17 protein-coding genes and 1 riboswitch are annotated in these 20,654 nt (G+C 61.7%); of the genes, 10 read left to right on the forward strand and 7 right to left on the reverse strand.

Annotated elements, in window-relative coordinates:
• Positions 1-90: 90 nt before the first annotated feature.
• On the forward strand, positions 91-981 hold the full coding sequence (locus J7U39_RS01560) for a helix-turn-helix domain-containing protein (protein ID WP_210629957.1): 891 nt from the start codon (positions 91-93) through the stop codon (positions 979-981).
• A 43-nt stretch (positions 982-1,024) separates the two neighbouring features.
• Here J7U39_RS01560 and J7U39_RS01565 read toward each other — a convergent pair whose 3' ends face one another.
• The 4 genes from J7U39_RS01565 to J7U39_RS01580 form a co-directional block, all read right to left on the reverse strand.
• Positions 1,025-3,412, reverse strand: a complete 2,388-nt coding sequence (locus J7U39_RS01565; protein WP_210629958.1) for a phosphoketolase family protein — start codon at positions 3,410-3,412, stop codon at positions 1,025-1,027.
• 72 nt (positions 3,413-3,484) lie between these two features.
• A complete protein-coding gene (locus J7U39_RS01570) occupies positions 3,485-4,663 on the reverse strand; it encodes an acetate/propionate family kinase (protein WP_210629959.1) in 1,179 nt (392 codons plus the stop codon).
• 254 nt (positions 4,664-4,917) lie between these two features.
• The gene (locus J7U39_RS01575) at positions 4,918-6,489 is read right to left on the reverse strand and encodes a bifunctional diguanylate cyclase/phosphodiesterase (protein WP_210629960.1); all 1,572 of its coding nucleotides are present in this window, start codon (positions 6,487-6,489) and stop codon (positions 4,918-4,920) included.
• 477 nt (positions 6,490-6,966) lie between these two features.
• Positions 6,967-7,521, reverse strand: a complete 555-nt coding sequence (locus J7U39_RS01580; RefSeq protein WP_210629961.1) for a histidine phosphatase family protein — start codon at positions 7,519-7,521, stop codon at positions 6,967-6,969.
• 56 nt (positions 7,522-7,577) lie between these two features.
• A riboswitch (cobalamin riboswitch) is annotated at positions 7,578-7,728 on the forward strand.
• Between the two features lie 25 nt (positions 7,729-7,753).
• Here J7U39_RS01580 and J7U39_RS01585 point away from each other — a divergent pair.
• From J7U39_RS01585 to J7U39_RS01595, 3 genes are all read left to right on the forward strand, one after another.
• Positions 7,754-7,963, forward strand: a complete 210-nt coding sequence (locus J7U39_RS01585; RefSeq protein WP_011426664.1) for a CbtB domain-containing protein — start codon at positions 7,754-7,756, stop codon at positions 7,961-7,963.
• A gap of 110 nt (positions 7,964-8,073) precedes the next feature.
• Entirely contained in the window at positions 8,074-8,808 is a 735-nt protein-coding gene (locus J7U39_RS01590) for a CbtA family protein (protein WP_210629962.1), read from the forward strand.
• Between the two features lie 53 nt (positions 8,809-8,861).
• Positions 8,862-9,431 (forward strand): hypothetical protein, encoded by a 570-nt coding sequence (locus J7U39_RS01595; protein ID WP_247241703.1) that lies wholly within the window; start codon positions 8,862-8,864, stop codon positions 9,429-9,431.
• On the opposite strand, the gene J7U39_RS01600 is transcribed toward J7U39_RS01595, so the two are convergent.
• Entirely contained in the window at positions 9,416-10,078 is a 663-nt protein-coding gene (locus J7U39_RS01600; RefSeq protein WP_210629964.1) for a sulfite oxidase-like oxidoreductase, read from the reverse strand. The genes J7U39_RS01595 and J7U39_RS01600 overlap by 16 nt on opposite strands.
• Before the next feature lie 109 nt (positions 10,079-10,187).
• Between J7U39_RS01600 and J7U39_RS01605 the strand changes: the two genes are divergently transcribed.
• The 6 genes from J7U39_RS01605 (at position 10,188) to J7U39_RS01630 (ending at position 18,070) form a co-directional block, all read left to right on the forward strand.
• Positions 10,188-12,062: a sensor histidine kinase gene (locus J7U39_RS01605; protein ID WP_259665206.1), complete on the forward strand. Its 1,875-nt coding sequence runs from the start codon at positions 10,188-10,190 to the stop codon at positions 12,060-12,062.
• Complete coding sequence (locus tag J7U39_RS01610) at positions 12,059-13,393, forward strand: sigma-54 dependent transcriptional regulator (RefSeq protein ID WP_210629965.1); 1,335 nt, start codon at positions 12,059-12,061, stop codon at positions 13,391-13,393. The genes J7U39_RS01605 and J7U39_RS01610 overlap by 4 nt, the downstream gene beginning before the upstream one ends.
• Before the next feature lie 246 nt (positions 13,394-13,639).
• Positions 13,640-14,623 (forward strand): tripartite tricarboxylate transporter substrate-binding protein, encoded by a 984-nt coding sequence (locus J7U39_RS01615; protein ID WP_210629966.1) that lies wholly within the window; start codon positions 13,640-13,642, stop codon positions 14,621-14,623.
• A 208-nt stretch (positions 14,624-14,831) separates the two neighbouring features.
• On the forward strand, positions 14,832-15,293 hold the full coding sequence (locus tag J7U39_RS01620; RefSeq protein ID WP_210629967.1) for a tripartite tricarboxylate transporter TctB family protein: 462 nt from the start codon (positions 14,832-14,834) through the stop codon (positions 15,291-15,293).
• Positions 15,294-15,302: 9 nt separating this feature from the next.
• Positions 15,303-16,808 carry a tripartite tricarboxylate transporter permease gene (locus J7U39_RS01625; RefSeq protein ID WP_064804722.1) on the forward strand — a complete coding sequence of 502 codons (1,506 nt, stop codon included), beginning with the start codon at positions 15,303-15,305 and terminating at the stop codon, positions 16,806-16,808.
• Positions 16,809-16,900: 92 nt separating this feature from the next.
• Positions 16,901-18,070, forward strand: a complete 1,170-nt coding sequence (locus J7U39_RS01630; RefSeq protein ID WP_210629968.1) for a M20 aminoacylase family protein — start codon at positions 16,901-16,903, stop codon at positions 18,068-18,070.
• 84 nt (positions 18,071-18,154) lie between these two features.
• On the opposite strand, the gene J7U39_RS01635 is transcribed toward J7U39_RS01630, so the two are convergent.
• A complete protein-coding gene (locus J7U39_RS01635; protein ID WP_210629969.1) occupies positions 18,155-19,927 on the reverse strand; it encodes an SLC13 family permease in 1,773 nt (590 codons plus the stop codon).
• A gap of 335 nt (positions 19,928-20,262) precedes the next feature.
• Positions 20,263-20,466: a hypothetical protein gene (locus J7U39_RS01640; protein ID WP_210629970.1), complete on the reverse strand. Its 204-nt coding sequence runs from the start codon at positions 20,464-20,466 to the stop codon at positions 20,263-20,265.
• Positions 20,467-20,654: the final 188 nt, after the last annotated feature.

A 20,654-nucleotide genomic window follows, 5' to 3' on the forward strand; every position in this document is an offset into this window, starting at 1 on the left:
TGTCAGATTCTGCCGCGCTGGCCGGATCGCCACAATGGACATTCCAGCCTAAAAATTGCACTAATCGAACATTGGCGCAGGAGGGAGCCGATGAGCAGACACATACCGACCTACGAACTCTACGGCGAAAACATCGGGCGGTCACCGGAATTCTGGTTGCATTGCGAAACAATCCGCTCCCGCAGCAGCCTGCATCAATGGGAGATTCGGCTTCATCGCCACGAGAGCTTCTTTCAGATATTATACATCGAAGCCGGCTCGGGCGATGCGATCTTCAGCAAGAGGAGCCATGCCATCCGTCCGCCGGCGGTCATCACGGTTCCCCCTGGGCTCGATCACGGCTTTCGCTTCTCACGTGATATCGACGGCCTCGTGATCACTATATTGAGGTCCCATCTCAGCCACCCGCCCGGCGAGCGAAGCCATCTCGGCGAGTGGCTGGCGATGCCGCATCTGACGCCGCTCGATCCCGGAAATGCCGAGGCTGCCTATGTCATGCAGACGCTGAGGCGGCTCGGCGACGAATTCGAAAACCGCCGCGGTGGCCGCAACGAGGTCTTGGCCGCCTATGTCGGGTTGGCGTTGCGGCTGACGGCGCGGATTTCCCATGAAGGATATGCGCAGGAGCTTCCGTCAAATGAGAACGAGCGGCGGATGGAGATGCTGGACGAACTGATCCAGCGGCATTTTCGATCGCACAGGCCGGCTTCCTTCTACGCCAGGGAACTTGGCATTTCGTCGACGCATCTCACCCGTATCGTTCGCTCGATGACGGGAAACACCCCGCATGAACTGATCGCCGGGAAACTGATCGAAGAGGCGAAGCGCCAGCTCGTCTTTACCATCGGCAGCGTTCAGGAGATAGGATTTCGCCTCGGCTTTGTCGATCCCGCCTATTTCTCGCGTTTCTTCCTGAAATATACCGGCGAAACGCCGCGGATTTGGCGGATGAACGAAAAAGCTCGGCTTGACCGGCCATAGGGCATTCGGTCATCTCACATCGCGCGCGTCAGTCGCGAATGGCTCACGCCGCCGGCCACGTCCAGTCCCGCACCTCCGGCATGTCCTTGCCGTATTCCCTGACATAGTCGTGATGCTCCGCGAGCTTGCCGTGGAAGGCGGCAAGCGCGTCTTTCGCCTTCTCCTTCAGGCCCGGCACGCGCTCGATGGCTTCGATGGCGAGATGGTAGCGGTCGAGTTGGTTGAGCACGGTCATGTCGAATGGCGTGGTCGTCGTTCCCTCCTCGACAAAGCCGCGGACGTGGATGTTCTCGTGGTTGGCCCGCTTATAGGTCAGACGATGAATGAGATAGGGATAGCCGTGATAGGCGAAAATGACCGGCTTGTCGGTGGTGAAGATCGCGTCGAAGGCCTCGTCGGAAAGGCCATGCGGATGCTGGTCACTGGATTGCAGCGCCAGGAGGTCGACGACATTGACAGTGCGGATCTTCAGCTCTGGAATGGCCTTGCGCAGGAGATCGACGGCGGCGAGCGTTTCCATCGTCGGGACATCGCCGGCGCAGGCCATGACGAGATCGGGCGAGATCGTGTCCTCCTCGTTGCTTGCCCAGTGCCAGATACCGATGCCGGCTTCGCAATGTTTCACCGCCTCGTCCATCGACAGCCATTGCGGCTCCGGCTGCTTGCCGGCGACGATGACGTTGATGCGGTCATAGGTGCGCAGGCAATGATCGCCGACCCAGAGCAGGGTATTGGCATCCGGCGGCAGGTAGATGCGGACGACGTCGGCCTTCTTGTTGGCGACGAGATCGACGAACCCCGGATCCTGGTGGCTGAAGCCGTTATGGTCCTGGCGCCAGACATGCGAGGTCAGCAGGTAGTTCAGCGATGAGATCGGTTTGCGCCATTCGATCTCGCGCGTCACCTTCAGCCATTTGGCGTGCTGGTTGAACATGGAATCGATGATGTGGATGAAGGCCTCATAGCAGGAAAAGAGGCCGTGCCGCCCGGTCAGCAGATAACCCTCCAGCCATCCCTGGCAGAGATGTTCGGAAAGCACCTCTACGACGCGTCCATCGCGGGAGAGATGGATATCATATGGTTCGATATCCTCCATCCACACGCGGTTGGTGACCTCGAAGACGCTGCCGAGGCGGTTCGACTCCGTCTCGTCGGGACCGAAAATGCGGAAGTTTGCCGCCTCCGCGTTGAGCTTCATCGTATCGCGCAGGTAATGGCCGAGGATCTCGGTCGATTGGGCGGCGACGCTGCCGCGCCTGCCGACGTCAACCGCATAGTCGCCTATGGCGGGAACATCGAGCTCCCGGCGCAACAAGCCGCCATTGGCATGCGGATTGGCGCCCATGCGGCGTTTGCCGACGGGGGCCAGCGCCCGCAGGTCGGTTTTCAGCCGGCCGTCGGCATCGAACAGATCTTCGGGATCGTAGCTTTGCATCCAGTCCTCGAGAATCCTGCGATGGCCCTCATTCTCGCGGCAGTTGGAGACCGGCACCTGGTGGGCTCGCCAGAAACCTTCCACCTTCTTGCCGTCGACCTCTTTCGGACCGGTCCAGCCCTTGGGGCTGCGCAGCACGATCATTGGCCAGCGCGGGCAGCCCGCCGCAGCCTTGCCGCTGCGGGCTTGCTCCTGAATCCCACGGATGCGGTCGAAGAGCTGATCCAGCGTCGCAGCCATCTGTTGATGCATGTCGCGCGGCTCATGGCCGTCGACGAAAAACGGCTCGTAGCCGTAGCCTTCGAAAAGACGTTTGAGCTCGTCGTCACCGGCCCGGCCGAGAATGGTCGGATTAGCGATCTTGTAGCCGTTCAGATGCAGGATCGGCAGAACGGCGCCGTCGCGGGCGGGATTGAGGAACTTGTTGGAATGCCAGCTGGCGGCGAGCGGCCCGGTTTCGGCCTCGCCGTCTCCGACGACGCAGGCGATGGTGAGGTCGGGGTTGTCGAAGGCGGCGCCATAGGCATGGACGAGGGCGTAGCCGAGTTCGCCGCCCTCGTGGATCGATCCCGGTGTTTCCGGCGCCGCATGGCTCGGAATGCCGCCCGGAAAGGAAAATTGGCGGAAGAGCCGGCGCATCCCTTCGGCGTCTTCGGTAATATCGGGATAGATTTCGCTGTAGGTGCCTTCGAGATAGGTGTTGGCGACCATTCCCGGCCCGCCGTGACCGGGGCCGCATATGTAGATGATGTCGAGATCGCGGGCGCGGATGAGGCGGTTCAGATGCGCATAGATGAAGTTGAGGCCGGGTGTCGTGCCCCAGTGGCCGAGCAGGCGGGGCTTGATGTGCTCTGACTGCAGCGGCTCGCGCAGCAGCGGATTGGCAAGCAGGTAGATCTGGCCGACCGACAGATAGTTGGCCGCCCGCCAGTAGCGATCGATCAGGGTGAGTTCAGCATCGGTCAGGGCGGCGGCGGTCGAGACATGCTTTTCCATGGGGCTTCTCCCGTTCGAAAACGCGTTCAACGTCAGTTCTAGCCGTTAGCGCGAGCGCGCCATTGATCTGGATCAGCGGACGCGGAGAACGGACAGCGCCTCGTCGGCGATCACCTGTTCTTCGTCCGTGGCAACGACATGGGCGGCCATGCGGCTTTCCCCGGTGCTGATCGTGAATCTGTGGGCGGCGTTGGCCTTTTCATCAATCGAAAGGCCGAGCCAGGACAGGCGTTTCGCCACGCCGGCGCGGATTTCCGGCTGATGCTCGCCAATGCCGGCGGTGAAGACGACGGTATCGAGGCCGCCGAGTGTTACCGCCATGCGGCCGATCTCGCCGGCAATGCGCAGGATGAACAGATCGATCGCCTGGCGCGCTTCCGGCCGTCCGTCCGTCAACAGATCGCGCGTATCGGCGCTGATGCCGGAAACGCCGAGCAGGCCTGAGCGTTGATAGAGCAGATCCTCGATCTCACCCAGCGATCGTTTTCTCTCTCCTGCCAGATGCAGGATCACGCCGGGATCGAGCCAGCCCGGGCGTGTCGCCATCGGGATGCCGTCGAGGGTGGAAAAGCCCATGCTGCAATCGCGGCTGATGCCGTTTTCCATCGCACAGAGGCTGGCGCCGCTGCCGAGATGGGCGACCACAGCCTTTGCCGCATGCGGCGCCTTGCGCGCGAGTTCACTGGCGATGAACTTGTAGGAAAGTCCGTGGAAGCCGTAACGCTTGATGCCCTCCTCATGCAGGGAACGGGGTATGGCGAGGCGGCGCACGAGATCGTCCTGCGTGGCATGGAAGGCCGTGTCGAAGGAGGCTGTCTGGACAAGATGTGGCTTCAGATGGCGGAGCGCGCGGATGAAGCGCAGCGCTTGCGGTTGGTGCAGGGGTGCGAGCGGGATCAGCGCTTCGATCCCATCGGTGGCGGCGTCATCAAGCGCGACGGCGCTCGTGAAGCGCTCGCCGCCATGGACGACGCGGTGGCCGGCCGCGGCTGCGGCCGCCATATCGAAATGATCGGCGAGACGCGTGAAGGTCTCGTCGATGACTCCGTGCAGATCGTCCGTCACCTCCGCCTTCAGCGGCATGTCGAATGTCTGCGATCCCTTGGTCAGGTCAAGCGAGAGCGGCTCGGCGCGGAGATCGATGACGCCCTTGCCGAGGCGTCGTGCCCCGGCGTCATCAATTGAGAAGACCCCGATCTTCACAGTCGATGAGCCGGCATTGAAGGTCAGGAGAAGGTCGGGGAATGACATGTCTTCAGAGAGCCCGCGCAGTCGTCACGATGGGCGAACCTAGCGCCGAAACTCCCGCTGGAAAGGCATCATTTGGCGGTTGCCTTTGCTTCGGTCGATCCCCACGCCTGTCAACCTCGCACGTGCGGTCATTGAGCATTGGCGGCACAATGGCGGCAAGAGCTCCAGCTGCAATAGCCCCCCGTGCGCAACAAGACGGTGCGTGGCGGCCGATCGGGACGCAAAAGCTTGGGTTCTGTTGAAATAAGCTGGGGTCAGGCCGTTGACGCCAGATTGACGTTGCGATCGCGGATGAAGATGCTCGCCTCGGCGGCGGGCATCGCCTTGCCGAAAAGGTAACCCTGGCCGATGTCGCAGCCGAGCTGCAGCAGGAAGGCAAGCTGGCCATGCTCCTCGACACCTTCCGCAGTCGTCTTGATATTGAGGCTTCTGCCGAGGCCAAGCATGGCGCGGACGATTTTTTCCTGGCGTTCGTCATCGCGATAGGTGGCGATGAAGCTTTTGTCGATCTTGATCTTGTCGAAGCGGTAGCGGGCGAGCTGGGCGAGGCTCGAATAGCCTGTGCCGAAATCATCGAGAGCGATCTGAATGCCGGCCGCGTGCAGCTCTTCGAGAATGACGGCGGCGATAGCGGGATCCTGAATCAGCGCGTTTTCGGTGATCTCAACTTCCAGGCGTTGCGGCGGTAGCCGGCTTGCCGAAAGGACCTTGAGGATGCGTGACGTCAGCAGCCTGTCTTCCATCTGCACCGGCGAGACGTTGAAGGACAACGTGACATGCTCCGGCCAGGTGAGCGCATCGCTGCAGGCCTGCGCAAGGAGATCCTCGAACAAGGCGGTGATCATCCCGGTTTCCTCGGCAATGTCGATGAAAACAGTCGGCGGAATGTTGACGCCATCCTCGCCGATCCAGCGCGCGAGGGCTTCGAAACCGCAAAGCTGGCCGGTCTTCAGATCAATCAGCGGTTGATAGAAAGGCTTGATCGCCTTATTGGCGATCGCGGCGCGCAGTCTGGTTTCCAAGGAGGCGCGTTCCGTTACCCTATCCTGCATCGAATTTTCGAAGACGAGATGATGGTTGGGGCCGCGTGATTTGGCCTCATACATGGCGAGATCGGCACGGTGGGCGGCGTCTTCCAGCGGCTCGCTGCCCTCGACCCAACGATCGTAGCCGACGCTGGCGCCGACTTCGACGGCAAAACCATCGATATGAATCGGGCGGGTGACGGCCTGGATCAGCAGCTTGGCGAAGCGCTCCTCGCGTTGTGTCGTCAGGGCAAAGGCGACGACGATGAATTCGTCACCGCCGAAGCGGTAGACGCAATCGGCATTGCCGAGCGCGCAGATGCGTTTGGCAACTTCGACCAACAAGACGTCGCCGCCCTTGTGGCCGACGAGATCGTTGACCTTTTTGAAGCCGTCGAGGTCGACGGAGAAGATGGTGACGTTTTGGTTCCATTCCTCGATTTCGGCCTCGTCGCTTCTGACCGGCCGTGAGAGGATTTTGCGCTCGAAGGCATAGCGGTTCGGCAGCTTGGTCAGATGGTCGTGCGTTGCCGTCCAGTCGGCCTTTGCCTGGGCGGCGGCGCGCAGTTCCATTTCCTTGCGCAGATCGGCAATACGCAGCACCGAGTAGATGAAGCTCATGGTGCCGGCGATGCCGAGTCCCAGAACGAGCTTGTCGGCGCCGTATTCACGGAAAGCGGTCATGAAGGAAACCAGGCTGTCGTCGAACCGCAGCAATGTAGCTAGGAGCCAGAGGGTAATCCCCAAACCGACGATCGACATGCATTGCCTTCCGGCTCTGCTCTGGAAAAACACCGGCATTATGCCTTCTCCAACTCCACCCGCGCCGAGATATCACGAAAGTCTGAAATGTTCGTTGAAACCAGAAGGCGAATTATCGGAGGGGGCGGTTTGCGGTGAGCCGCCGGCAGACGGATAGCGTTGCGATGCGGCCAGGACCGGCACTGCGGCTGTTTCGCCGGTCCCGTTCAGGAAGAATGTTGCTACAGGTGATTGGGCCGAAAAGATGCCCAGAAGAACGAAGGCGAGCGTGCTGACGCATCGCTCGCCTTTTCCAGTGCTTCAGGCGGTGACGATCAGCAGCGGAACGCTGAGGATGAGACCGGCCAAAACCGTGAACGTGGCGACGCGCATCAACCGCAGGCGCCGTGTACGCTCTCCACTCCAATCATATGTCATTCTTCCATCTCCTTGGGACAAGGAAGTAGTCCCCGCAAAACCGGGTTCAACAGCAATGACGCGATTTGCTTGTGCAAGGCTGGATAAAATAAGGAATCTCTAATGCTGGAAGCGCAGCGACCAGCGGCTTCCGTTGCTGGTCATCCGAAGGATGGCGAGTGGCTCGACGTCGCTCAGCCAGAAGGAGGAGGGTGGCGCCTGAAGCACGTGGGCGACTGCAGCCCGGATGACGGCCGCGTGGCTGATGGCGATCACGTGACCGCTTCGGGCGGACTGGGCATCCATCCAGCCAGCGACGCGCTTTCGCAGGTCGAAAACACTCTCGCCGCCGTGAGGGGCCACCCCCGGCTCGGTCATCCAGGCCGTGAGGTTTTCCGGCTCTTCCGCCTCGATCGCCTCGATCGGCCTGCCAGCCCAGCGGCCATGGTCGCAATCTCGAAGCGACGGATCAATCTGCGCTTCGAGACGGAGCGCCTCAGCCGTCTGGAGGGCGCGCATGGCGGGGCTTGTGACAATACGATCGGCGTGGGGGAGGGCGGCCATCCTGGCTGCTTCTTCCACGGCCTTTTCTTCCAGCGGTTCGTCGAGCGGAAACTGGGCCTTGCGGTTCGCCGACGTCGCGCCGTGGCAGATCCAGGTGAGGCGCATATTCACGATTGTTCTGATCTCCGATGACGGGATGGGGACGGCCTTTGCCGGCTTCGTGAAGTTTCGTTGACAGTCTCTTCGGCGTGCAGATATAACCGTGCTGTTGCGGGTTTGGAAGCCGGTGGAAATCCGGCGCGGTCGCGCCACTGTGACCAGCGTGTCGAAACTTCTTCACGCTGGAAGTCAGACCCTGCCGCACAACACTCTTTCGACTGAACGCGTCATTCCGGAGGAATACATGTCTGACACCACTTTCGCGCCTGTCGCGGCGCCGGCGCCGATCCCTGTAGGGGAAATCCTTCCCTGGGCGATCTTCGGCGGTCTGCTGATGCTCATCGTTCTTTATTTCGTCGGCACCGAGGAGGGCGCGATGGCGCTGTTCAACGGCATGTATGTGCACGAATTCGTGCATGACGGCCGCCATCTCCTCGGATTTCCCTGCCACTAAAGCGCATCGCGATCTTTCGGATTCGCTTCTCGCGCTTTAGGTCTTTGTTTTACGCATGTCGTTATCGCAAAACCGCTGCACAGTTTTGCGCGACAAGGGGGAATACTGACATGGTTGGAAAGCTTCTGCTTCGCGGCATGCTCGCGGGCCTGATTGCTGGCATCCTCGTTTTCGCCTTCGCCCATACCTTCGGCGAGCCGCTGGTCGATGCGGCAATCGCCTTCGAGGAAGCGAGCGCCCAGGCGGCGGGCGAAGCTGCCGAACCTGAAATCGTCAGCCGGGCCACGCAGGCCGGCCTCGGCCTTTTCACAGGCGTCATGGCCTACAGCATCGCCGTCGGCGGGCTTTTTTCGCTCGCCTTCGCCTTCGTGCACGGCCGCTTCAGCAGCCTATCGGCGCGCGGCACCTCGGCCGTCATCGCCATTGCCGCCTTCGTGGCGGTCGTGCTCGTTCCCGCCATCAAATATCCGGCCAACCCGCCGGCTGTCGGCAATCCCGATACGATCGGCGCCAGGACCGAACTGTTCTTCCTTATGATCGTTGTTTCGCTCGCGTCGCTGATTGCCGCGATCGCGCTGTCGCGCCGCCTTGGCGAGCGCTTCGGTCGCTGGAACGGCGCGATTATCGCCGGCGTCGCCTATCTCGTCTTCATCGGCTTCGTGCTTTATCTGCTGCCGCCGATCAATGAGGTGCCCGAGAATTTCTCGGCGATGGTGCTCTGGCGGTTCCGCACGACCACGCTCGGAATGCACGCGATCCTTTGGGCAACGCTCGGTCTGGTTTTCGGAGCGCTGGCCGAAAGACGTCTTGCCGCCAAGAGCGGTCTGCGGCCGGCGTTCCGGTGATGCGGCATATCGGCAGGTTTGCTTTTCTCGGTCTCATCGCGAGCCTGTTGCCAATGTTTATCGGAAATGCTCTCGCCCATGGGAGCAACTCTGGCGGCTCTCATCCCGGGCTCGATATTCCGGCAATTTCCCACGGCGAGATGGCGGTCATTTCGGAGTATCGCAGCAGCATCAGCATGCTGGCGTCGCGGGCGGCCGATACGAACGAATCGTTCCGGCGTGTCCTGAACTACTCGGAAATCCAGTATTCCTATTGCCTCTGGGGCCGGATGCCGGGCAGCGTGACGGACGAGGAAAGCCCTTTCAACGAATGCGCCCATGCCTATCTCGCGGCGACGAAAGCCGTGCTGATGGCGATGCGTGAGATGCCGCGAGAGGCACCCGCGGCGGGCGAAATCATCTCGGCCATCGACGCCGACATGGCGGGCCGCGGACTTGCCTTCATCACCTGCCAGTTCAGCGGTGAGGCTTTCAACACCGCCGATATTATCAAGCCGAGCTGGAGCAAGGTGCCGCTTCATCCTGCCAGCATGGCGTCACTGACGGGGTTGGCCGCTCTGTTCGGTCTGGCCGTTCTCGCGCTTCGTCGCGTCTCGCGGCCGAAGGCTCAGTCGTCGGAATAGCGCTGCTCGCGCCACGGATCGCCATACATATGGTAGCCGTTCTTTTCCCAGAAGCCGGCCTCGTCGGCGGCGATCAACTCGATGCGGCGCAGCCATTTGGCGCTCTTCCAGAAATAGAGATGCGGCACGACGAGCCGCAACGGGCCTCCGTGCTCCGGTGTCAGCGGCAGGCCTTCCCAGGAGGTCGCCAGGATCGCATCCTCGGCGGCGAAATCGGCGAGCGGCAGATTGGTGGTGTAGCCGTCGTAGCTCGTCAGCATCACGTAGGCTGCTTCCGGCCTCGGCATGGCGCGATCGAGCAGATCCCGCGTCGAAACGCCGTTCCATTTGTTATCGTAGCGCGACCAGGTGGTGACGCAGTGGATGTCGCTGATCCTGGTGCTCTGCTCGATCGCCTGGAATTCCGTCCAGGTGAGGGTGAGTGTCGTTTCGACCAGGCCGCGTACTTCAAGCCGCCAGCTCCCGGTTGAAATGACCGGTTGCTGGCCGAGATCGAGCACCGGCCAGTTCTTGACGAGGTGCTGGCCGGGCGGCAGGCGCTCGGCCTCGGGACGGCTGATGCGGCCGGTCAGGAACTTGCCCTCGGATGCCCAGCGGCGCTTGGAGTTTGTGAGCTTGCTGTCGGCGGGCGTCTGGTCGTCGCTCATGAACGGGTCTCCTTGCGGTGCAGCAATAGGACATCCGTCCCTGCCGAGTGTCAAGTTTCGGCGAGCTCTTGGAAATCTTCGCTTGCCTCATTAGACTGGGCCGTCGGGCATGCCTTGCTGGGGAGTGAAGGCAGAAAGGGAGGAGCCGGATCTGTCTTCGAGATATCGTGCTACCGCGGCGCTGCTGCTGGTGCCGCTCGTCATCTTCGCCTTCTTCACCTATGGAAGCGCGATTGCGACGCGCGCCTATATGGAGGAGGCTTCCGCTCAGGCGGGAACGGCGCTACGCCTTGCCGTCTCGGCGCTCAGCGGCCACCTCAACCGCTACGAGGCGCTGCCGGCGCTGATCGCCGATCACGACGATATCAAGGAACTGGTCAGCGCGCCCGACGACATGGCACTGCGTGATGCGGCCAATCTCTATCTCAAGGAGATCAACGGGCTCTTAAAATCTTCCGACATCTATGTGGTGAAGCCGGACGGGGAGACGATCGCGGCGAGCAATTACGATGGACCGGGGAGCTTCGTCGGCCAGAATTTCAATTACCGGCCTTATTTCCAGGAGGCGATCGAAGGCCGGCAGGCGCGGTTTTATGCTCTCGGCACCACATCGCTAAAGCGCGGCTACTATTTCTCTGCCCCGATCAGGGTCGGCGCGGATATTCGCGGTGTCATCGTCTTCAAGGTCGATATCGACATGATCGAATCCTCCTGGAGCGGCGGCGAATACAAGATCTTCGTCTCCGATCCCGAGGGCATCATCTTCATGTCCGGCAGCCCGGAATGGCTCTATGGCGCGATCCTGCCGCTGACGGCCGACCGTATCGCCCGCACCGAGGCGTCGCGGCGCTATGCCAATGCGAAGCTGACGGCGCTGCCGGTGACGCGTCATCGCTTCGAGCCGCATGATCTGATGACGCTTGCGAGCGATCGGGGCGCAAGCGAGTATCTGGTGCTGTCGCATTATATGCCGGCCGAGGACTGGACGGTGAATGTGCTGATGGAGACGAGTTCCATCCGCGCCCAGGCGCGCACCGCGCTTGTCGCCGTCTTTCTCATCCTTTGCATCGCAGGCCTTGCTGTGGCGGTCATTCGCCAGCGGCGGGCGCGGCTTGCCGAGCGCATGTTGATGCAGGCCGAAGCGCGGGGCGAGCTGGAGCGGCGGGTGGAGGAGCGCACGGCGGATCTTGCCCGCGTCAACAGCCGCATCGAGGAGGAGATCGCCGAGCGGCGGTTGACCGAGCAGCAGCTTCGCCAGACCCAGGCCGATCTCATCCAGGCGGGCAAACTCGCCGGGCTCGGGCAGATGTCGGCTGCCCTTTCGCATGAATTCAATCAGCCGCTCGCCGCCGCCAAGACCTATACGGACAGCGCTGCCGTTCTGATCGATCGAGGGCGAACGGAGGAGGCGCGCGACAATATAAGGCGGATCGGCGGGCTGATCGACCGCATGGCCTCGATCAGCCGGCACCTGCGCAACTTCGCCCGCAAACCGAATGAGAAGCTCGGGCCGGTCCCCCTCGACGAGGCGATGCGCGACACGCTGGAGATCATCGCCTGGCGGCTGAAGGCGGCGGACGCCGAGCTCCGGCTCGATCTCGGAACGCGGCCGCCGGTGGTGCGCGCCGGTTCGGTACGGCTGCAGCAGGTGCTGGTGAATGTGATCTCCAATGCGGCCGATGCGGTTGAAGGACTGGATGACAGGCGCATCGAGGTTTCGGCCTTCGAGGCGGCCGGCAAGGTGGTGCTGACGGTGCGCGATCACGGACCCGGGGTGCCGGCGGCAATCGCCGAGCGCATCTTCGACCCCTTCTTCACGACCAAGGGTGTGGGCAAGGGGCTCGGCCTCGGGCTTTCGATCTCCTACAATATCATCAAGGATTTCGGCGGCAGCCTGACTGCCGCCAATCATCCTGAAGGGGGCGCGGTGTTCCGCGTCGAGTTGCAATCGGCGGCTGGGCTGATGCCGGAGGCAGCCGAATGAACGAAGCCAAGATCCTGCTTGTCGACGACGAGGAGGAACTGCGCCGCTCGACGGCGCAGGCGCTGGAGCTCTCCGGCTTCAGCGTCGAAACTTTTTCGAGCGGCGATCATGTGCTGGAACTGATCGGCTACAGTTTTCCCGGCGTCGTCGTCAGCGATATCCGCATGCCCGGCATGGACGGCATGACTTTGATGCAGAAGATTCGTGAAATCGATCAGGAGGTGCCCGTTATCCTCGTCACCGGCCACGGCGATGTACAGCTAGCGGTCAAGGCGATGCGTGAAGGCGCCTATGATTTCATCGAGAAGCCGTTCACGACTGAAATGCTCGCCGGCGTCATTCGCCGGGCGATGGAGCGGCGCGGTCTCGTGCTTGAGAACCGGCTGCTGAAGGCGGTCGCCGGCAAACGCGACGATATCGAGGCGCGGCTGCCGGGGCGCACCCAGGTAATGGTGGATCTGCGCTACCGCATCCGCGCAATCGGCGCCAGCGATGCCGATACGCTCATCGTCGGCGAGACCGGGGCGGGCAAGGAGGTCGTGGCGCGTGCACTTCACGATATCAGCGCCCGGGCGAGCCGGCCGTTCATTGCGATCAATTGTGCCGCCCTGCCGGCGAACCTGATCGAGAGCGAGCTCTTCGGCCATGAGGCCGGCGCCTTTCCCGGCGCTGTCAGGCCGCGTTACGGCAAGTTCGAACATGGGCGCGGCGGCACCATCCTGCTCGACGAGATCGGCTCGATGCCCTTCGACCTGCAGGCGAAGTTCCTGCGGGTGTTGCAGGAGCGGGTGATCTCCAGGCTCGGATCGAACGAGGTCGTGCCGCTCGACGTGCGCTTCATCGCGACGAGCAAGGTGGATCTGGAGGCGGAGGTAGCCGCTGGCCGCTTCCGCGCCGATCTCCTCTACCGACTGAACGTCGCAACGCTGCATGTGCCGTCGCTATCGCAGCGGCGGGCAGACGTTCCGCTGCTCTTCCTGCAGCTGGTGCGGGAAGCGGCCGCCCGCTACGGCCGCGACGAGGTGGCCGTGCTGCCGGAGGTGATCTCCGACATCGCCCAGCGCGACTGGCCCGGCAATGTGCGTGAGTTGAGGAATGCCGCCGACCGTCTGGTCCTTGGGCTCGACAATGGTGGACGGCAGACCGAGGAGGCAACCGGGCTTGCGGAGCGGGTTGCCGAATTCGAGCGAGGGATTATCGCCAGCGCGCTGGTGGCGCATGGCGGCAGCCTCAGGCCGGTTTATGAATCCCTCGGCATCTCCCGCAAGACCCTGTACGAAAAGATGCAAAAATACGGCCTCGATAAGCGGATACTGACCACCGAAAGCTGAGTTCGGGTTCCGGTGATTCTCCGGGGCAACGGTGCCGCAGCCCTGGAACGTTGCGCGTTGGGTGGAAATCCACCCATCACCCATGCCGTTTGTTTCCAAATCGACCCATGCTGCATTGCACTGCCGCAGAATCATCTTGCGGAAGCGACGGTAGTGATTGCGGCTCGATTTCTCCCGGCGGCAAATAGGTCATCCCCGGCGCGGAGGATGTGTCGGCGGGCTTGCTGTTTCATCAGGGAGGAAACGATGAAAATCCTGAAGGCCGTGCTCGGCCTGACCGCGGCTGCCGCGGTTTCTCTTCTCGCCGGTGTCGCATCGGCGCAGACCTATCCCGAGCGCACCATCACCATGGTCGTCCCCTTTGCGGCGGGCGGCCCGACCGATACCGTCGCGCGGCTGGTGGCTGAATCGATGTCGAAGGATCTCGGTCAGCAGATCGTCGTCGAAAATGTCGGCGGTGCCGGCGGCACGCTCGGCGCCGGCCGGGTGGCGAACGCTGACCCCGATGGCTACACCATTCTTTTGCACCATATCGGCATGGCGACAAGCGCCACGCTCTACCGCAAGCTCGCCTACGACACGCTCGGCGCCTTCGAGTATGTCGGCCTTGTCACCGAGGTGCCGATGACGATTGTCGCGCGCAAGGATTTCGAGCCGACCGATCTCAAGGGCCTGATCGATTACGTCAAGGCCAACAAGGACAAGGTCACCGTCGCCAATGCCGGTATCGGTGCGGCTTCGCATCTCTGCGGCATGATGTTCATGAGCGCCATCCAGACGCAGCTCACGACCGTTCCTTACAAAGGAACCGGCCCGGCGATGACGGATCTGCTCGGCGGCCAGGTTGATATTATGTGCGACCAGACCACCAACACCACGAAACAGATTAAGGGCGGCACGATCAAGGCCTATGCGGTGACTTCGCCGAAGCGCCTCGACGTGCTGAAGGATGTACCGACGGCTGTCGAAGCTGGCCTGCCGGGCTTCGAAGTCGGCATCTGGCACGGCATCTACACGCCGAAGGGTACGCCGGCCGCGATTAACGAACGCCTGTCGAAGTCGCTGCAGCTGGCGCTGAAGGATCCGAATGTCGGCGCCCGCTTCGCCGAACTCGGCACGGCGCCGTCCTCCGATGCAGATGCAACGCCTGCTGCTTTGAAAGCCAAGCTCGAAAGCGAAATCGCCCGCTGGAAGCCGGTGATCGAGGCCGCCGGGGAATACGCGGACTAGTGAGGGATGTGCCAGGAATAGCCCCTCATCCTAACCCTCTCCCCGAAAACGGGGAGAGGGGACCTGCCCTGAGCAATTGCGGAAAAGGCGAGAGGCTTGCGGCATGTTCCCTTCTCCCCGCAAGCGGGGAGAAGGTGCCGGCAGGCGGATGAGCGGCAATCGCGGCAGCAGCGCGTCACGTGAACCATCTCCAACTCCAGGAGACACTATGAAATCCATCAGTCTCGATAGCACCAATGCGATCTGCGGCGCGCTTTTCGTCGCGACCGGCACTTTCTTTGCCTATCAGTCGGTCGGGCTCGACCTGGGTACGGCTTTGCGGATGGGTCCCGGTTATTTCCCGTTTATCCTTGCCTGCGCACTGATACTTCTCGGCGCGATCATCTTCTTTCAGGCGCTGCGTGTGGAAGGGGAGCCGGTCGATCCCTTCGCCTGGCGCGGCATGCTCTTCATTCTGCCGGCTCCCGTCTTCTTCGGATTGACGGTGCGCGGGCTTGGATTTGCGCCGGCGCTGTTCTTCACAGCCTTCATCGCCTGCTTTGCGTCGCGCAAGATGAACCTGGTATTCGCGGTCATCCTGTCGCTGCTGCTGACAATCTTTTCGGTCGCCGTCTTCAGCTATGGGCTCGGACTGCCGTTCGAACGCTTCGGCCCCTGGGTCCGGTTCTAGGAGGCGATGGTGGATCTTTTCAGCAATCTCGCGCTCGGCTTTGCGACGGCGGCAACGTTCGACAATCTTCTCTTCTGCCTGATCGGCGTGCTGCTCGGCACGCTGATCGGCGTGCTGCCCGGCATCGGCGCCACGGCGACGATCGCCATGCTCTTGCCGATCACCTTCCAGCTCGAGCCGGTCTCCTCGCTCATCATGCTCGCCGGCATCTATTATGGCGCGCAATATGGCGGCTCGACAACGGCGATCCTCATCAACATGCCGGGCGAATCCTCCTCTGCCGTCACCGCGATCGACGGCTACCAGATGGCGCGCAAGGGCAGGGCGGGGGCGGCGCTGGCGATCGCGGCCCTCGGCTCGTTCTTCGCCGGAACGGTCTCGACCTTTCTCGTTGCGGTCTTCGCGCCGCCGCTGACCGACATCGCACTGCAATTCGGATCGGCTGAATATTTCTCGTTGATGATCGTCGGCCTCGTTTCCTCGATCGCGCTGGCGCACGGCTCGGTCGTCAAGGCGCTGGCGATGGTGGCGCTCGGGCTGCTGCTCGGCCTTGTCGGCACCGATATCTATACCGGCACGCCGCGTTTCACGCTCGGAATCCGTGAATATGCGGACGGCCTGAATTTTGTGGCGCTCGCCGTCGGCGTCTTCGGCGTCGCTGAAATCCTGCGCAATCTCGAGGGAGAGTCGACACGCACGGTGCTGATGGCCAAGGTATCGGGTCTCTTGCCTTCGCGCCAGGAATTCAAGGAGATGATTGCGCCCATCATCCGCGGCACCGCGATCGGTTCGGCGCTCGGCATCCTGCCCGGTGGTGGGGCGATCCTCGCTTCCTTCGCCTCCTATACGGTGGAAAAGCGCTTGTCGAAGACGCCGAAGGAATTCGGCCAAGGCGCGGTCGCCGGCGTCGCAGGGCCGGAATCGGCCAATAATGCCGGAGCGCAGACCTCATTCATTCCGCTGCTGACGCTCGGTATTCCGGCCAATCCCGTCATGGCTCTGATGATCGGCGCGATGATCATCCAGGGCATCGTGCCGGGCCCGAACGTCGCCACCGAGCAGCCGGCGCTGTTCTGGGGCATCATCGCCTCGATGTGGATCGGCAATCTGATGCTCGTCATCCTCAACCTGCCGCTGATCGGGCTCTGGGTGAAGCTTTTGACGGTGCCTTATTACGTACTCTTCCCCATCATCATGGCCTTCTGCTCGATCGGGGTCTACAGCGTCAATTCCAACGTCTACGACCTCTATGCCGTCGCCTTCTTCGGCCTCATCGGCTACGTGCTGGCAAAGCTGCGCTGCGAGCCGGCGCCGCTGCTGCTCGGTTTCGTGCTCGGGCCGCTGCTGGAAGAGAACCTCAGACGCGCCATGATCCTGTCGCGCGGTGACCCCAGCACCTTCATCACGCGGCCGATCAGCGCCACGCTTCTGGCAATCGCGGTCGCCGTACTGATCGTCGTCTTCCTGCCGAGCGTCAGGAAGAAGCGCGAGGAGGTGTTCGTCGAAGAAGCTTGAGGGTTGAACTCGCGAGTTGTTTGATGAACAACGAATGATCTGACGCGGGCGCCGTTCGGGCGCCCGTTTCACATGGAGGGATATCCAGGCCCATGAGCATTCCTGCCCGGATCAAGGACGATCTGCCGTTCCTCACCGCCTTGCGCCGCGATCTGCACGCGCATCCGGAACTCGGTTTCGAGGAGGAGCGCACCGCCGGTATCGCCGCAAAGCTTCTCGAGGAGGCCGGCATCGCCGTGCATCGCGGGCTTGGCGGCACCGGCGTGGTCGGCACCCTGCAAGTCGGCAACGGCACGCGCAGGATCGGGTTGAGAGCCGATATGGATGCGCTCGCCATGCCTGAGATGGCGGAGCGGCCCTATAAATCGACCGTACCGGGAAAGATGCATGCCTGCGGCCATGACGGCCATACGGCAATGCTGCTTGGCGCCGCGCGGCATCTGGCGGCGACGCTGAATTTTTCCGGCACCGTGCATTTCATCTTCCAGCCGGCCGAAGAGGGCCGCGGCGGGGCGAAGCGCATGGTCGAGGAGGGGTTCTTCCGGCTTTTCCCCTGCGATGCCGTCTATGGCCTGCACAATATGCCGGGGCTTGCGGTCGACGAGATCGCCGTCGTCGAGGGACCGCAGCTCGCCTCCTCCGACAGCTGGCGCATCACCTTTCGCGGCGTCGGCACGCACGGCGCCAAGCCGCATCTCGGCCGCGATCCGATCACGGCAGCCGGTACTTTCCTGTCATCGCTGCAGACGATCGTCGGCCGTGTTGTCGACCCGCTGCAGCCGGCGGTCGTCAGCGCCTGCTTCCTGCAGGCGGGCGATACGAAGGCGTTGAACGTCATTCCCGATATTGTGGAGATCGGCGGAACGGCACGGGCCTATTCGCCTGAGGTGCGCGACCAGCTGGAGACCGCGATCGCCCGGTTGGCGAGTGGGACGGCTGCGATGTATGGCATATCGGCCGACTATCATTTTGAGCGGCGGATACCGCCTGTCGTTAATGATGCGGATGCCACATCACGGGCGCTTGCCGCCGCCGGCACCGTCTTTGCTGAAAACGTGCGGAGGAGTTTTCCGCCGTCGACGGCTGGAGATGACTTTGCCTTCTTCGCGCAGAACGCGCCGGGCTGTTATGTCTGGCTGGGCAACGGACCGGCGGTTGACGGCGCGCTACACCACAACACGACTTATGATTTTAACGATGGGGCGCTTGGATACGGGGCGGCTTACTGGGTGGCGTTGGTGGAGGGGGAGTTGAAGGTTTGAGCGATGTCCATTGGTCCGTTTTCACTGTTTTGCGGCGCTGTGGCAGTGATGCACGACTTTCCGGAAGTGAGACGTCGTTCCACACTAGTTGACGGGCCAGACAAATAGCAGCGCCGGCACGCTAACGAGAATAATCAACGCCGACAGCGGCAAGCCGAGACGCGGATAATCGGAAAACTTGTAACCGCCGGGACCGAAGACGAGCGTGTTGCATTGATGGCCGACAGGCGTGAGGAAGTCGCAACCCGCGCCAATGGCTACCGCCATCAGGAAGGCTTCCGGTCTGAAGCCTAGACCCGTTGCAAAGCTGGCGGCGATCGGCGCCATGACAAGGACCGTCGCGGCGTTGTTGAGGAAGGGCGTAACGGCCATGGCGGTCACCAAAATCAGGCCGAGCGCACCCCATGCCGGCAGATTCATCGCCGCCCCACTCAGCCAGCCGGCAATCAAATCGCTGCCGCCGGAGGTGCGCAAGGAGTCCGAGACGGGAATAAGGGCCGCGAGCATCACCAGGATCGGTCCATCAACCGATTTATAGACATCCGCGAGTGGAACAGCTCGAAAAACGACCATGCCCAGGGCGGCTGCGAAGAAGGCCACCGGAACCGGCGCGAGACCGACCGCGGTCGTTGCCATCGCGAGCGCCAGGATAAGAAGCGGAATGAAGGCGCGGCGGCGGGTGCCGAGCAGCACCTCTCGCTGGGCGAGTGGCAGCAGGCCGAAATCCTGCAGAAGGGCAGTCAGGCTTCCCCGGCTGCCTTGCAGAAGGAGCACATCACCGGTGCTGATGGTCAAGCTTCCCAGCCGTTCCTTGAGGCGTTCACCGCGCCGGCTAATCGCCAAAAGGTTGACCCCGCGCGTATAGGAAAGCGCCAATTCTTTGGCGGAAAGGCCAGCGAGGGAGGATCCCTGACTAACGATTGCCTCAAGCGAAATGATGTCCGCCTCCGGGTGGCCGCCTTCTGCCAGAGGCTTGCCGGAAAGCTTCAACTTCCCCTGGGACACAATCCGGTCCATCGCTGCCGAAGGACCTTCCAGCAGGACAATGTCGTCAGAGCGGAGCGTGAGATCGGGGAACGGAGCCATTCGGGTACCGCCACGCAGTACGGCGGTGGCTATGACCTCACCATCACCGAGATTCAGGAGGTCACTCAATGCCTGCTCAAGCAGTGCTGACTGGGCCGTGATCGCGACTTCGCTGGTGTAATTCTTGATTTCGATCGCATCCTCGATCGAGCTGTTCTGCTTGGTGCGACTTGGCACCAACCAGTGGAAGAACAAGAGAAAGGTGATGCCGACAACCGTGAGAACACCGCCCATAGGCGTGAAGTCGAACATGGTGAAGGAGGCTCCTGTCATCTCCTCCCGCAGCCGCGACACGACGATATTGGGTGAGGTGCCGATCTGCGTCATCAATCCGCCAAGTAAAGCAGCAAACGACATCGGCATCAGGTATTTTGAGGGAGAGGCACCGGATTTTTTCGCGAACTTGAAGGCGACCGGCATCATGATGGCAAGCGCGCCGATATTTTTGATGAAAGCAGAAAGCATCGCCACCGCAATCATCAAGAGCGCAAGCTGCGTGTAAAGCGTGTTCAGATTCGGGAAAAATCTCTTAATGGCCGAATCCACAATGCCGGAGCGCGCTACGCCCGCGCTGACGACCAGCGCGCTGCCAACGATGATGACGATGTCATCCGAAAACCCGGAGAACGCTTTTTCCGGTGGCACAATGCCGGTCCCGACTGCCAATACAAGCGCACAACACGCGACAACATCATAGCGGAAGCGATCCCAAATAAAGACTGCCATCATGAGAGCGATAACAGAAAATGCGATTATCTGTTGTGTTGTCATGCGGACCTGGGAACGAGGCTGGGGTGTCGCCGACAACCGAGCGGAAGACGATATTCAGAAACGCTGTAACGTTGCGCAAGTTCCTCGGCACCACACTTCAGGGGCTTCGAACCTCCGGATCCAGCATCTGCGGTAGCCTCGACAGACCTGCAGCATGAAGTTGCATCATCCCACCCCTGAGCTCTCCAAGGATGATGGCTGAAATCTCGCCTTCGACCGGCGCCGAAGACACGCTGCGACCCATCGACCGTGCAGCGAGCTGACAGACTTGCGATGTGTAAGGATGTCATCCTGCAGCTGTGAGCTTTGACCAGATCAGAGCATAACGATGCAGATCAGGCGGCGATCACGAGCGCAATCATCGCGATCGCACATGCGATACCCAAAACGTTGAAGCCCAACGAAACGAATTCGCTGAGTTGGTGCAGGTGATGACGAGGGTGCTCGGCAGTGCCCAGCACTGCAACAGCTCCTCCCATCATCCAACATGTCAATGTCAACGCACCGAAAAGCAGAGCCAGATTCATCACGACACTCATTCTAATCTTTACGGTCCTTCGAACCGGCGCATCCTCGCTTTGTTCCCGCCTCAGCGTGTCATCCGATTTTGTACAACGCGTGAAAATTTGCCGGACGCGAACACGACCTCGACGGCAGGGCGCGGCGAGGGCGCAATTTCTCCGTGAAGGTTCTGAGTCTGCGCTGAAAAACTCAACCTTTGATAATC

The sequence above is a fragment of the Rhizobium sp. NLR16a genome (assembly GCF_017948245.1).
Lineage (GTDB): Bacteria > Pseudomonadota > Alphaproteobacteria > Rhizobiales > Rhizobiaceae > Rhizobium.